Genomic DNA, 12,393 nt, shown 5'->3' on the forward strand with positions numbered 1-12,393 from the left:
CGCGTTGAAATCGCCCTGGAAGGCCAGCCCCGTCGGAATGCTCATTTACTCTATGTAAACTCCGCTTCCTCAGGCGCTTTCGCCTTGTTTGGCTCTAGCTCGCGAGATCGTAAGCACGTTTTGCACATCGGGCAGGGCGCTTAGCCCTGGTCGGGCTCCGAGGGATAGCGGGTCGCCACCAGGCTTTCCTTGACCTTGCGCAGGTGCGGCTGGAAGTCCACGCCGCGCTTCAGGGTCACCCCGGTCGCCAGGATGTCCAGCACGGTGAGCTGGATAATCCGCGAAGTCATCGGCATGTAGATGTCGGTGTCTTCCGGCAGCGGGATGTCCAGGCTATGGGTGCAAACCTTGGCCAGCGGGGTGTTGCTGGCGGTGAGGCCGAGCACCGAGGCGCCGTTGTCCCGCGCCAGCTTGGCCACGTCCACCAGCTCGCGGGTGCGGCCGGTGTAGGAGATGATCACGAACAGTTCGCCGGTCCGCGCGATGGACGCGAGCATCCGTTGCATCAGCACGTCCGAGTGCGCCGAGACCGCCATGTTGAAGCGGAAGAACTTGTGCTGGGCATCCAGGGCCACCGGTGCCGAAGCGCCCAGGCCGAAGAAATGGATCTGCCGCGCCTGGATCATCAGGTCGACCGCGCGATCCACCGTGCGGGCGTCCAGCCGCTGGCGGGCGCTGTCCAGCGAGGCGATGGTGCTGCTGAAGATCTTCTCGGCATAGGCCTCGGGTTCGTCGTTGGCCTCCACCGCCTGGCTGACGTAGACGGCGCCGCTGGCGATGCTCTGGGCCAGCTGGATCTTCATCTCCGGATAGCCGCTCACCCCCAGCGACCGACAGAAGCGGTTCACCGTGGGTTCACTGACCTGGGCCGCCTGGGCCAGGGCCGCGATGGTGTAGCGGGTGGCCTGCCGGGGATTCTGCAGAATGACTTCAGCGACCTTGCGTTCGGCACGGTTGAGTTCGCCAACGCGCGTCTGGATGGTTTGCAGCAGGGTGCTGGCACGATCCATGAGAACTCCTAGTGGTTGTTGTGCCTCTATCCTAAGGCTATAAAAGGGTTGGGCCGATGCCGTCGGGCCGCATTTTTTTGATATTAAGACTACGCGAATCGCGCCGCGTCCCCTATGATGGGATCGGAATATCTCAAACTTTAAGTAAAAGAACGAATATTTATGGCTGGCGTCCGAGTTCTACCCTGTACCCTGGCAATCTTCGGCGCGTTGGGCGACCTGGCCCTGCGTAAACTTTTCCCTGCCTTGTATCAGCTGGATCGTGAAGGCCTGCTGCACGACGACACCCGGATCATGGCGCTGGCGCGCGATCAGGGCGACGGCGTCAAGCAGCTCGAGCACATCGAGGAACGGCTGCGCCACTATGTGCCGAAGGCGGACTGGGACGAAGCGGTCTTCGCGCGGATGCGGGCCCGACTGGGCTATCGCGCCATCGACTTCCGCAACCGCGAAGACTATACGGGACTCGCCGAGGATGTGGGTGATACCGAGACGCTGATCGCCTATTTTGCCACGCCAGCCCTGGTCTACAGTGCCATCTGCGAGAACCTGGCCGCCGTCGGTCTGTGCGAACGCACCCGGGTGGTGATGGAAAAGCCCATCGGCTACGACCTGGAGTCGTCCAAGGTGGTGAACGACGCCGTGGCGCGCTTCTTCCCGGAAGACCGCGTCTATCGCATCGACCACTATCTGGGCAAGGAGACGGTGCAGAACCTCATCGCGCTGCGCTTCGCCAACAGCCTGTTTGAGACCCAGTGGAACCAGAACTACATCTCCCACGTGGAGATCACCGTGGCCGAGAAGGTCGGCATCGAGGGGCGCTGGGGCTACTTCGACCAGGCCGGCCAGCTGCGCGACATGGTGCAGAACCACCTGCTGCAACTGCTCTGCCTGACCGCCATGGACCCGCCGGCGGACCTGTCGGCCGACAGCATCCGTGACGAGAAGGTCAAGGTGCTCAAGGCCCTGGAACCCATCACCGCCGACCAGCTCGCCAGCCGCGTGGTGCTCGGTCAGTACACCTCGGGCTACAGCGACGGCAAGCCGGTGCCGGGCTATCTCGAAGAGCCCAACTCCAACACCGAGAGCCGCACCGAGACCTTCGTCGCCATCCGCGCGGACATCCGCAACTGGCGCTGGTCCGGTGTGCCTTTCTATCTGCGTACCGGCAAGCGCATGCCGCAGAAGTTGTCGCAGATCGTCATTCACTTCAAGGAACCCCCGCACTACATCTTCGCCCCCGAGCAGCGCAGCCTGATCAGCAACCGCCTGATCATCCGCATCCAGCCGGACGAGGGCATCTCGCTGCAGGTGATGAGCAAGGACCAGGGTCTGCGCAAGGGCATGCAACTGCGCAGCGGTCCGCTGCAACTGAATTTCTCCGAGACCTTCAAACACCTGCGCACCCCGGACGCCTACGAGCGGTTGCTGCTGGAAGTCATGCAGGGCAACCAATCGCTGTTCGTCCGCAAGGACGAGATCGAGGCGGCCTGGAAATGGTGCGACCAGTTGCTGGCCGGCTGGTCGAAGATGGGCGACTCGCCCAAGTCCTATGCCGCGGGTAGCTGGGGTCCGCTGACCTCCATCGCGCTGATCGCACGAGACGGGAGATCCTGGTATGGCGACATCTGATCTGGGGCAGGGCGTGACCCTGCGCGAATTGCCCGACCGCGAGGCCCATGCCGCGGCGCTGGCCGAGGCGGTCAGCACCGCGTTGCGCGAGGCCCTGGCCGCGCGTGGCGAAGCCTTGCTGATCGTCTCCGGCGGCCGCAGTCCGGTGCCCTTCCTGGAGCGGCTGGCCAAGGCCGAGCTGGACTGGGCCAAGGTCGTGGTCACCCTGGCGGATGAACGCTGGGTCCCCATCGACGATCCGGACAGCAACGCCGGCCTGCTGCGCAAGCATCTCTTCCAGGGGCCTGCCGCAGCGGCGCAGTTCGTCGACCTGTACAGCCCGGCGAATACGCCGGAAGAGGGCCTGGCCCTCACCGAAGCGCGCTTGCGCGACGCCCTGGGGACGCCCGACGTCCTGGTGCTGGGCATGGGCGACGATGCCCATACCGCCTCGCTGTTCCCCGGCAGTCCCGGCCTGGAAGAGGCTCTGGACCCGGCCAGCGAGCGCCTGAGCTTCCCGGGGCTTGCGCCCTCGGCGCCGCAGCGTCGCGTCACCCTGAGTCGTGCCTACCTGAGCCGGGCGCGGCAGCAGATCCTCGCCATCCAGGGCGCAGGCAAGCGGCAGGTACTGGAAACCGCTCTGGCCGAGGGCGACGAGTTGGCCACTCCGATCAAGGCGTTCCTGCGCGAACCCCTGGTCGTCTATTGGTGCCCCTGACGAGGAGTTAGTTTGTGGACATGCAGAACAAGATCGCGACCCTAGATGCTCTGTGCGCGCGTGCCCGGATCCTGCCGGTGATCGTGATCAATGATCCTGCCGACGTGTTGCCGTTCGCCGACGCCATGGCGGCCGGCGGCCTCACCGCGCTGGAGATCACCCTCAGATCCGCTCACGGACTGGATGCGGTGCGTCTGCTGCGCCAGGAGCGGCCGAATCTAGACGTCGGCGTCGGCACCGTGCTCAACGTACGGATGTTCGATGCCGCGGTCGAGGCCGGCGCCCAGTTCATCGTCACCCCGGGTACCACCGAGGAAATTCTCCAGGCGGGGGTATCCGCGCCCATTCCGCTGCTGCCTGGGATCGCCACTCCGTCGGAGATCATGCAGGCCTATCGCCTGGGTTATCGCCGCTTCAAGCTGTTTCCGGCCAACGTCTATGGCGGCGTGGATGCGCTCAAGGCCTTCGCCGGTCCCTTCGCCGAACTCAAGTTCTGCCCCACCGGTGGCGTCAACCCCGGCAACGTGAAGAACTACTTCCAGCAATCAAACCTGCTCTGCGTGGGTGGCAGCTGGATGCTGCCCAACGACGTGGTGAAGGCCAAGGACTGGAACCGCGTCGAGCAGCTGTGCCGCGAGGCCCTGGCTGCGCTGGACTGAGGCTGCGGCCATCCGTCACCCGCTAGACGAGCTAGGCTGGCGGGAGGAGGGGCGCTATCATGCGCCCCTTGTTCTTTTCCTGGCGCCCGTTCCGTGGCGCCCTCGTCGTCCACTACACCGGGAGGTGCCAGATGACCCTCGATAGAAACCCCGATAAAGAATCCCTTGACGAAGCCGCACCCGCCCCGGCGGGCGAGAAGCTGCAGAAGGTCCTTTCACGCCTGGGCGTCGGCTCGCGCCGTGACGTCGAAGCCTGGATCGGCGAAGGCCGCATCAAGGTCAACGGGGTGGTCGCCACCCTGGGCCTGCGGGTGATGCCCAACGACGCCATCGCGGTCGACGGTCGCCTGCTCAAGCGCGACCAGGCCGAAGAAGTGGTGCGCCGCGTCCTGATCTACAACAAGCCCGAAGGCGAGATCTGCACCCGCGACGATCCCGAAGGCCGGCCGACTGTGTTCGATCGCCTGCCCAAGCCTAAGCAGGGGCGCTGGATCAACGTCGGTCGCCTGGACATCAATACCACTGGCCTGCTGCTGTTCACCACCGATGGCGAACTGGCCAACCGGCTGATGCACCCGTCCTACCAGATGGACCGCGAATACGCGGTACGGGTACGCGGTGAGGTGACCGAGGAGATGCTGCTGCGCCTGAAAAATGGCGTGATTCTCGAAGACGGTCCGGCACGCTTCACCGACGTCCAGCAGGCGCCGGAAGGCGACGGCTTCAACCACTGGTTCCATTGCGTGGTGATGGAAGGCCGTAATCGCGAAGTGCGTCGGCTGTGGGAATCCCAGGGCCTCCTGGTGAGTCGCCTGAAGCGAGTGCGCTTCGGTCCGGTGTTCATGACCAGCGATCTGCCGGTCGGGCGCTGGCGCGAAATGACCCAGTCGGAAGTGGACATCCTCGCCGCCGAGGTAGGGCTACCACCGGTGGCCCTGCCGGCCATGGACGGCAAGACCAAGGAAAAACTGGAGCGTCAGCAGCGCAAGACTGCCCGTCCCATCGATGCGGGCCGCGGCTCGCGTAACAAGACCGCCAAGGGTACCAAGACACAGGGTTCGGCCGTGGCCGAGCGTCCCAGCGAAGTCGGCCGCAAACCGGTGAGCAAGGGACGCACCTCCCCGGGTATCGCGCCGCGTCGCGGCCCGAGTGGCGGTGGTACCGGTAAGGGCGGCCGCCGCTAGAAGATGAGGACGCCTGCCCGGCAGGCGACCTTCAGGCCAGGCTGCACAGGCGATTGCGGCCGCCGGCCTTGGCCTGGTAGAGGGCGCTGTCGGCGCGCTGCAGCAGGCAGCGCGGCGATTCCACGTCGCGCAGCGTCGCCAGGCCAATGCTCAGGGTGACCGACAGCGGTATGGCGCCCTCGCGCGAGGCCTGGGTCTCGACCGCCGCTCTCAGACGCTCCGCCACCGTGTGGGCCGCCTCGTGGGAGGTGGCCGACAACAGCACGCAGAATTCCTCGCCGCCGAAGCGGAACACCATGTCCATGCTGCGCAGGCAACTGGCGATGGTCTGGGCGGTCTGTCGCAGCACATCGTCACCCACGCCGTGGCCGAAGCGATCGTTGATGCGCTTGAAGTGGTCCAGGTCGAGCATCAGCAGCGACAGCGGCTGTTGCGTCCGGCGGGCCAGTTCCAGTTCGCGTACCAGGGCGCGATCCAGAGCGTTGCGGTTGCCTACGCCAGTAAGGGCATCACGCAGTGCATTGTTCAGCGCCTCGCGGTAGAGCAGGGCGTTGCGCAGGGGAAACATCAGGCTGCCGAGCAGCAATTCCAGCGCCATGAGCTCGCTCTCTTGGAAGCGCTCGCTGCGGCACACGCTCAAATCACCCAGTGGAATGTCGCCCTGGCTCAGGTGATAGTGCACCTGGTGGCCGGTTGCCTGTCCCAGGCTGATGTCGATGCCCTCCCGCGCATGGCGATAGCACAGGCCGGGCAGGTCCACCAGCGCGCTGACTTCCTGCTGGAAGAGCTGCAGCACCCGCTCCAGATCCAGCGACGCCTGCAGTACCGCTGTTAGGCGCTGGCGTAGCGCGCCCAGAACCTCAGGATCGCTTTCGCGAGTGACGGACGCTGGGCTCGCATTACGCTGCTGGCGGGCGAGATCGAAATCGATGGTGTTGGATGAGGGCGGGACCATGCCGGATTCTCCTTGGCCGATGATCCCTCCACAGCGAGAACTGTGCCAACTCCGTTATGCCATATAAATCAACGGTTTGCGAAAGTGATGGCCAATCGCCGCTGGTAAGTTGACTCTCGAACAGCGAGACGGCAGGTCTTTCGTCGGATCCGCGACGACTTTCCGACGCCCGGTTCGTGGGTACTGTTTCAAGAGTTAACCAGTAACTCTGGGAACACCGCGCTAGACCTTCAGCACCAGCTTGCCGAAGTTCTCACCGGAGAACAGCTTCATCAGTGTCTGTGGGAAGGTATCCAGGCCTTCCACCACATGTTCACGGGACTTGAGCTGGCCGTCTGCCAGCCAGGTCGCCAGTTGTTGCTGGGCTTCGGCGTAGCGTGCGGCATGATCGAGCACGATGAAGCCTTCCATGCGCGCGCGATTGCTGAGCAGCGCCAGGTAGTTCTGCGGACCCTGGACCTTGTCGCTGTTGTATTGGCTGATGGCGCCACAGAGCACTACCCGGGCACGGAAGTTGATCTGGGCGAGCACTGCGTCCAGCGTCGAGCCGCCGACGTTGTCGAAGTAGATGTCGATGCCATTAGGACATTCCCGGCGCAGGGCCGCGGCCAGGTCCGGCTCGGCCTTGTAGTCGATGGCGGCATCGAAGCCCAGCTCTTCGATCAGGTAGCGGCATTTCTCGGCGCCGCCAGCGATACCCACCACATGGCAGGCCTGAAGCTTGCCGATCTGGCCGACCATGCTGCCGACCGCGCCAGCAGCGCCGGACACCACGAGGGTCTCGCCGGCCTTGGGCGCGCCCACTTCCAGCAGGCCGAAGTAGGCGGTCAGGCCGGTCATGCCCAGCACCGAGAGGTATTGCGGCAGGCTGGCCTTGTTGGGGTCCACCTTGTAGAAGCCCTGGGGCTCGCCCAGGTAGTAATCCTGGATGCCGAGCATGCCGTTGACGGTGTCGCCTGGCTTGAAGTCCGGATGCTGGGAGGCGACCACCTCGCCCACGCCCAGGGCGCGAATGACCTCGCCGATGCCGATGGGCTTGATGTAGGACTTGCCCTCGTTCATCCAGCCGCGCATGGCTGGATCGAGGGACAGGTAGAGGTTCTTGACCAGCACCTGACTGGCGCCAGGCTCGCCTACCGGCTGCTCGACGCGCTCGAAGGTTTCCGCGGTGGGTTCGCCGGAGGGGCGCTTGGCGAGCAGGAATTGGCGATTGGTACGGGACATGGTGGTCTCCTGTGGGGAACGATCAAGTTCCGACCGATCAGGAGCCCACTCGTTTCCTAGGTGCGGCGTGCGGTGAGTAGCAAACTGGCGACAAGACCCGCCACCAGGCCCCAGAAGGCCGATCCCACCCCGGCCAGCGTCAGGCCCGATGCCGTCACCAGGAAGGTGATCAGGGCCGGCTCGCGCTGGCTGGGCTCGGCCAGGGCGCCGTGCAGGCCGTTCATGATCGAGCCAAGCAGCGCCAGGGCAGCCACCGAGATCACCAGCTCGCTGGGCAGGGAGGCGAAGAGGGCGGCCAGGGTCGCGCCGAAGAGGCCGGCGATGCCATAGAAGAGTCCGCACCAGACCGCTGCCGTGTACCTCTTGCCAGCGTCCTCATGGGCCTGGGGACCGGTGCAGATCGCCGCGCTGATGGCCGCCAAGTTGATGCCATGGGAGCCGAAGGGGGCGAGCAGCAGGGAGGCAAGTCCGGTGGTGGCGATCAGCGGCGAGGCCGGCACCGCGTAGCCGTCGGTGCGCAGCACCGCGATGCCAGGCATGTTCTGCGAGGCCATGGCCACCACGAACAGGGGGATGGCGATGCCGATGGTGGCGGTGAGGGAGAAGGTAGGGGCAGTCCAGACCGGGATCGCCAGTTCCAGACGCAGCTGGCTGAAGTCCAGCAGGCCGAGGCCGGCCGCCAGCAGCAGGCCGGTCACCAGGGCCACCAGCACGCAGTAGCGGGGCCAGCGGCGCTTGGCCACCAGGTAGCTCAGCGCCATGCCCAGTACCAGGGCGGTCCGGTGCTGGGCCGCCGCACAGATCTCGATGCCGATGCGGAAGAGGATTCCGGCCAGCAGTGCAGCGGCCAGGGCCGGCGGTACCCGGCGCAACAGCCGGTCGACGCTGCCGGTGAGGCCGCACAGAGCCAGCAAGGCCGCGCAGACGATGAAGGCGCCGATGGCGTCGCTGTAGGGCACCGACGGCAGGCTGGTGACCAGCAGGGCCGCACCCGGGGTCGACCAGGCGATGACGATGGGCGTCCGGTATTTCAGCGACAGGCCGATGGTGGTCAGGGCCATGCCGATGGACAGCGCCCAGATCCAGGAGGAAATCTGCCCGGTGCTGAGGCCGGCGTTCTGGCCGGCCTGGAACATCAGCACCAGGGAGCTGGTGTAGCCCACCAGCATGGCGACGAAACCGGCAACGATGGCCGCGGGAGAGGTATCGGCCAGCGGTCTGAGCCGGCGCGTGGTGACGTCCATGGTGGATCTCAATGGTGGCCGAACAGGATCGGATAGAGCGACAGCACCAGCAGCAGCGCCATGCTCCAGTTGAACACCCGCAGGCGGGCCGGGCTGCTGAGCAGACGGCGCAGGCCCATGCCGAACAGCGTCCAGAGGCTGACACTGGGCAGGTTGATCAAGGCGAAGAGCAGGGCCACCAGCAGCAGATTGGCGGTGAAGTTCTCGGCCGGAATATAGGCCGTGACCGCACCGACGGCCATCACCCAGGCCTTGGGATTCACCCACTGGAAGGCCGCGGCCTGAAAGAAGCCGAAGGGCTTGCCGCTGGCTGTCTCCCGCGGCGTAGGCGCCGCGGCGGTGGCCAGCTTCCAGGCCAGATACAGCAGATAGGCGCCGCCGACCACCCGCAAGGCGATCTGCAGCGGCGGATAGAGCACGAACAGCTGACCCAGGCCGAGGCCGGTGCAGATGACCAGCAGCATATGGCCCAGGCTGATGCCGAACATGTGCGGCAGGGTCCGCCGGAAGCCGAAATTGACCCCGGAGGCCAGCAGCATCATGTTGTTGGGACCCGGTGTGGCGGAGGAGACGAAGGCGAAGAGCATGAAGGCGTAAAGCAGTTCGACGGTCATGAGGACATCCCTGAGCTTTGCGCCAGCTTAGCCAGGCGCCTTGCGCCGGTATCCATACACCGAGGCCGCGAACGAGCGGTACAGTTTTCAGGCGTCGACCGAGTGTTCCGAACTGTCCTGGCTGCCATCGACTGCCTGGCGACCGGCCAGGGCCTGATTGAACGCCAGCCAGCCCGCGGCTGCGTCCGGCCCGGCCGCGGCCAGTGCCGCCTGCACCAGGCGCATCTGCTCGCGTCTCAGGGTCTGCTCCAACGCTGCGCCGCCGCGGGTCAGCGATAGCCTGCGCCGGCGCTTGTCGCTGGCGTCGGTCTCCATCACCACCAGTTGCATCTCCAGCAACTGCCGCAGCGGGATGTTCAGCGCCTGCTTGCTGACGTTGAGCACCTCCAGCAGCGCCTTGTTACTCAAGCCCGGATCGCGCGCGATGAAGAACAGGATGCGCTGGTGGACCCGACTCAGGCCCCGGCGGGCGAGCATGTCGTCGGCCTTGGCGGTGAACGCCTGGTAGCCGAAGAAGAAGCTTTCCATGACTTGGCGTTGGCTGGCAGTCTGGTTTAGGTCAAGCATATTGACTTGTCTTTCCAAGGTGGATTAGGGTCGGTCAACTAGTTTGACTCATTAGGCGGCCGCAGGCCACGGAGGGAAGATGGCATTTTCCGAGCGGGTGACCAGACTCAAGAGCAGTCTGATCCGGGATATTCTGGCAGCGGCGCAGCGTCCTGAGGTGATGTCCTTCGCCGGTGGTCTGCCGGCCGAACGTTGCCTGCCGACCGTGGACTGGACGGCCATGCCCGCCGGCCTGGGCCAGTACGGCATGAGCGAGGGCGAGCCCGCGCTGCGCGAAGCCATCGCCGCCCAGGCCCGCAGCTACGGCCTGGACTGCACGGCCGAACAGGTGCTGGTGACCACCGGCTCGCAGCAGGCCCTGGATCTGATCGCCAAGCTGTACATCGACGTGGGTACCCCGGTGCTGGTGGAGGGGCCTACCTACCTGGCGGCCCTGCAGAGCTTCCAGTTCTTTGGCGCAGACTGCCTGAGCGTGAGCCTGACGCCGGAGGGGCTGGACCTCGCCGCCCTGCGTGACTGCCTGGCGGCGCGGCGCCCGGCCTTCGCCTATCTCATCCCGACCTTCCAGAATCCGTCCGGGGTGCGCTACAGCCCGGCCAACCGAGATGCGGTGGCGGCGCTGCTGGACGAGTTCGGTGTCACCCTGGTGGAAGACGAACCCTATCGCGAACTCCGCTACGACGGTGGACCGGCGCGGCCAGTCTGCGCCCAGCTCCAGCGCAGCGCCTGGATCTACACCGGCAGCCTGTCCAAGACACTGCTACCCGGCCTGCGCGTGGGCTATTTGATCGCCTCGCCGGAGCTGCTCAAACCCTTGCGCGCGCTCAAGCAGGCGGCCGACCTGCATACCTGCCGCGTCAGCCAGTGGCAGGTGCTGCAATGGCTGGGCAGCGAGCGCTATGCCCGGCATCTGGACGAAATACGGGATTTCTACCGGGAGCGTCGGGACAGCTTCGCCGTGGCCCTGGAGCGGCATTTCAGCGATATCGCCGACTGGCAGGTGCCCCAGGGTGGTCTGTTCTTCTGGCTGCGACTGAAAACGCCCCTCGATACCCGTACGCTGTTGGACCAGGCCTTGGCGGAGCAGGTCGCCTTCATGCCCGGTGAGCCCTTCTTCGCCGATCCCGACCAGCATCGTGGTCTACTGCGCCTCAACTTCAGCCATGTGCTACCCGAACGCCTCGATACCGGCTTGGCCCGCCTGGCCGCGGTGATCCGGCAAGCCACCCCCGCCGACAAGGAGCTATGACATGTACCAGGTCCATGGTGATCGCCGTTCCGGCAACTGCTACAAGGTCGTGTTGATGCTGCACCTGCTGGGGGTGGAGTATCGCTGGCACGACGTCGACATCCTCGCCGGTGAGACCCGTACCCCGGAGTTCCTGGCGAAGAATCCGAACGGCAAGATTCCGGTGTTGGAGTTGGACGATGGCACCTGTCTGTGGGAGTCCAATGCCATCCTCAACTTCCTGGCGGAGGGCAGTCCTTACCTGCCGAGCGAACCGCGCCTGCGCACCCAGGTGCTGCAGTGGCAGTTCTTCGAGCAGTACAGCCACGAACCCTATGTGGCGGTGGCACGTTTCATCCAGCTTTACCAAGGCCTGCCGGAGTCCCGTCGGGCCGAGCACGAGGCGTGCCTGGCGCGGGGCTACCGGGCACTAGCGGTGATGGAGCAGCAACTGCAGCGAACCCCCTTCCTGGTGGGCGAGCGGTATTCCATCGCCGACATCGCGCTCTATGCCTATACCCATGTGGCCGACGAAGGGGGCTTCGTGCTGGATGACTTTCCGGCGCTGCGCGCCTGGCTGGCCCGGGTCGCTGCCCAACCCGGCCACGTCCCGATCGGCTGAAAGCGAAAGAGCGACGCAAGGTCGCTCTTTTTGCATGCCTGGCGGGCCCGTTCTAGCGCGCGCTGACCACGAACTGCCAGTACTGGTTGAGGCGGCGCTCGCCGCCGTTGGCGGTCAACAGAACCGAAGACGGCGGCTTGGTCTGCAATTCCGGCAGGGATTTCATCAGCGCCATCCAGTTGCTGTAGTAGGTCTGCAGGCAGCGGCGCGCGGTACCGTTGTTCTGCAAGGAGGTGAGGGCCTTCTGGTAGGCCGGTTCGATTTGCGACAGGGCTTCGGCGACGCAGCTGTCGGTGTCGGCGAAACGGGCGGTGTCGCCGATTCGCGTGCCGGCGATGACGGCTTTGTTGGCGCAGGTCTTGAAGGCGGCCATGGTGGTCTGCTCGAACTGCAGTGCATCCTGGTCCATGGCGAAGGCAGGACTACTGCAGAGGGCAGCGACCGCAACGGCTAAAGCGAAAGCGTGGCGTTTCATGGTGGGGCGTCCCTGACTACGTCGGTGCAACGTGGTGGCATCAATGCACAGCGGCAGACTACGCTGCCAGGCAAATGTTCAGCGCAGAAGGCGGCAAAGCGCCATCAGGTAATTTCTACCAGACCGACGGTAGTGAGACCGATGAACAGGGCGGTCAGAGCGACCATGGCGAAGGCCAACAGATAATCTTCCATCAAGGTTTCCCCTACTACGATGATGGCGATAGGACTCATGGCAACTGGCCAGGTTCGTAGGAGGGTATGGCGATTTGCCGGCGTGCCG

The 12,393-nt window shown here is 65.1% G+C and carries 14 protein-coding genes; 6 read left to right on the plus strand and 8 right to left on the minus strand.

The features are described 5' to 3' along the window. Nucleotides 1-140: 140 nt before the first annotated feature. Nucleotides 141-1,010: a MurR/RpiR family transcriptional regulator gene (locus QZ471_RS19690; RefSeq protein WP_059229546.1), complete on the minus strand. Its 870-nt coding sequence runs from the start codon at nt 1,008-1,010 to the stop codon at nt 141-143. Nucleotides 1,011-1,172: 162 nt separating this feature from the next. Here QZ471_RS19690 and zwf point away from each other — a divergent pair, with 162 nt between their 5' ends. From zwf to rluB, 4 genes are all read left to right on the plus strand, one after another. Next, nucleotides 1,173-2,642, plus strand: coding sequence for a glucose-6-phosphate dehydrogenase (zwf, locus tag QZ471_RS19695; RefSeq protein ID WP_295466965.1), 1,470 nt, complete (start codon nt 1,173-1,175; stop codon nt 2,640-2,642). Then, on the plus strand, nt 2,629-3,339 hold the full coding sequence (gene pgl, locus QZ471_RS19700) for a 6-phosphogluconolactonase (RefSeq protein WP_295466968.1): 711 nt from the start codon (nt 2,629-2,631) through the stop codon (nt 3,337-3,339). The genes zwf and pgl overlap by 14 nt, the downstream gene beginning before the upstream one ends. A 20-nt stretch (nt 3,340-3,359) precedes the next feature. After that, on the plus strand, nt 3,360-3,998 hold the full coding sequence (locus QZ471_RS19705; RefSeq protein WP_295466970.1) for a bifunctional 4-hydroxy-2-oxoglutarate aldolase/2-dehydro-3-deoxy-phosphogluconate aldolase: 639 nt from the start codon (nt 3,360-3,362) through the stop codon (nt 3,996-3,998). A 131-nt stretch (nt 3,999-4,129) separates the two neighbouring features. Then, entirely contained in the window at nt 4,130-5,182 is a 1,053-nt protein-coding gene (gene rluB / locus QZ471_RS19710; protein ID WP_295466972.1) for a 23S rRNA pseudouridine(2605) synthase RluB, read from the plus strand. A gap of 31 nt (nt 5,183-5,213) precedes the next feature. Here the strand turns inward: rluB and QZ471_RS19715 are convergent, their stop codons facing one another. From QZ471_RS19715 to QZ471_RS19735, 5 genes are all read right to left on the minus strand, one after another. Further along, the gene (locus tag QZ471_RS19715) at nt 5,214-6,137 is read right to left on the minus strand and encodes a GGDEF domain-containing protein (RefSeq protein WP_295466974.1); all 924 of its coding nucleotides are present in this window, start codon (nt 6,135-6,137) and stop codon (nt 5,214-5,216) included. A 222-nt stretch (nt 6,138-6,359) separates the two neighbouring features. Continuing rightward, nucleotides 6,360-7,361, minus strand: a complete 1,002-nt coding sequence (locus tag QZ471_RS19720) for an NADP-dependent oxidoreductase (RefSeq protein ID WP_295466976.1) — start codon at nt 7,359-7,361, stop codon at nt 6,360-6,362. A 56-nt stretch (nt 7,362-7,417) separates the two neighbouring features. Next, nucleotides 7,418-8,605: a benzoate/H(+) symporter BenE family transporter gene (locus QZ471_RS19725; protein ID WP_295466978.1), complete on the minus strand. Its 1,188-nt coding sequence runs from the start codon at nt 8,603-8,605 to the stop codon at nt 7,418-7,420. Between the two features lie 8 nt (nt 8,606-8,613). Then, nucleotides 8,614-9,219, minus strand: a complete 606-nt coding sequence (locus QZ471_RS19730; protein WP_295466980.1) for a LysE family translocator — start codon at nt 9,217-9,219, stop codon at nt 8,614-8,616. 87 nt (nt 9,220-9,306) lie between these two features. Beyond that, nucleotides 9,307-9,786 carry a MarR family transcriptional regulator gene (locus QZ471_RS19735; RefSeq protein ID WP_295466982.1) on the minus strand — a complete coding sequence of 160 codons (480 nt, stop codon included), beginning with the start codon at nt 9,784-9,786 and terminating at the stop codon, nt 9,307-9,309. A 79-nt stretch (nt 9,787-9,865) separates the two neighbouring features. Here QZ471_RS19735 and QZ471_RS19740 point away from each other — a divergent pair, with 79 nt between their 5' ends. Continuing rightward, the gene (locus tag QZ471_RS19740) at nt 9,866-11,035 is read left to right on the plus strand and encodes a PLP-dependent aminotransferase family protein (RefSeq protein ID WP_295466984.1); all 1,170 of its coding nucleotides are present in this window, start codon (nt 9,866-9,868) and stop codon (nt 11,033-11,035) included. A 1-nt stretch (nt 11,036) separates the two neighbouring features. Further along, the gene (locus tag QZ471_RS19745) at nt 11,037-11,636 is read left to right on the plus strand and encodes a glutathione S-transferase family protein (RefSeq protein WP_295466986.1); all 600 of its coding nucleotides are present in this window, start codon (nt 11,037-11,039) and stop codon (nt 11,634-11,636) included. Nucleotides 11,637-11,688: 52 nt separating this feature from the next. Here QZ471_RS19745 and QZ471_RS19750 read toward each other — a convergent pair whose 3' ends face one another. Both QZ471_RS19750 and QZ471_RS19755 read right to left on the minus strand, forming a co-directional pair. Beyond that, nucleotides 11,689-12,111, minus strand: a complete 423-nt coding sequence (locus QZ471_RS19750) for a hypothetical protein (RefSeq protein WP_295466988.1) — start codon at nt 12,109-12,111, stop codon at nt 11,689-11,691. Nucleotides 12,112-12,215: 104 nt separating this feature from the next. After that, entirely contained in the window at nt 12,216-12,344 is a 129-nt protein-coding gene (locus QZ471_RS19755) for a hypothetical protein (protein ID WP_295466990.1), read from the minus strand. Nucleotides 12,345-12,393: the final 49 nt, after the last annotated feature.

It is taken from the genome of uncultured Pseudomonas sp. (genome assembly GCF_913774235.1).
GTDB lineage: Bacteria > Pseudomonadota > Gammaproteobacteria > Pseudomonadales > Pseudomonadaceae > Chryseomonas.

What these genes read in the sequence shown, in the direction of transcription:
- QZ471_RS19690 (WP_059229546.1), bottom strand. Translation starts at nt 1,010, where the DNA reads ATGGATCGTGCCAGCACCCTGCTGCAAACCATCCAGACGCGCGTTGGC.
- zwf (WP_295466965.1), top strand. Translation starts at nt 1,173, where the DNA reads ATGGCTGGCGTCCGAGTTCTACCCTGTACCCTGGCAATCTTCGGCGCG.
- pgl (WP_295466968.1), top strand. Translation starts at nt 2,629, where the DNA reads ATGGCGACATCTGATCTGGGGCAGGGCGTGACCCTGCGCGAATTGCCC.
- QZ471_RS19705 (WP_295466970.1), top strand. Translation starts at nt 3,360, where the DNA reads ATGCAGAACAAGATCGCGACCCTAGATGCTCTGTGCGCGCGTGCCCGG.
- rluB (WP_295466972.1), top strand. Translation starts at nt 4,130, where the DNA reads ATGACCCTCGATAGAAACCCCGATAAAGAATCCCTTGACGAAGCCGCA.
- QZ471_RS19715 (WP_295466974.1), bottom strand. Translation starts at nt 6,137, where the DNA reads ATGGTCCCGCCCTCATCCAACACCATCGATTTCGATCTCGCCCGCCAG.
- QZ471_RS19720 (WP_295466976.1), bottom strand. Translation starts at nt 7,361, where the DNA reads ATGTCCCGTACCAATCGCCAATTCCTGCTCGCCAAGCGCCCCTCCGGC.
- QZ471_RS19725 (WP_295466978.1), bottom strand. Translation starts at nt 8,605, where the DNA reads ATGGACGTCACCACGCGCCGGCTCAGACCGCTGGCCGATACCTCTCCC.
- QZ471_RS19730 (WP_295466980.1), bottom strand. Translation starts at nt 9,219, where the DNA reads ATGACCGTCGAACTGCTTTACGCCTTCATGCTCTTCGCCTTCGTCTCC.
- QZ471_RS19735 (WP_295466982.1), bottom strand. Translation starts at nt 9,786, where the DNA reads ATGCTTGACCTAAACCAGACTGCCAGCCAACGCCAAGTCATGGAAAGC.
- QZ471_RS19740 (WP_295466984.1), top strand. Translation starts at nt 9,866, where the DNA reads ATGGCATTTTCCGAGCGGGTGACCAGACTCAAGAGCAGTCTGATCCGG.
- QZ471_RS19745 (WP_295466986.1), top strand. Translation starts at nt 11,037, where the DNA reads ATGTACCAGGTCCATGGTGATCGCCGTTCCGGCAACTGCTACAAGGTC.
- QZ471_RS19750 (WP_295466988.1), bottom strand. Translation starts at nt 12,111, where the DNA reads ATGAAACGCCACGCTTTCGCTTTAGCCGTTGCGGTCGCTGCCCTCTGC.
- QZ471_RS19755 (WP_295466990.1), bottom strand. Translation starts at nt 12,344, where the DNA reads ATGAGTCCTATCGCCATCATCGTAGTAGGGGAAACCTTGATGGAAGAT.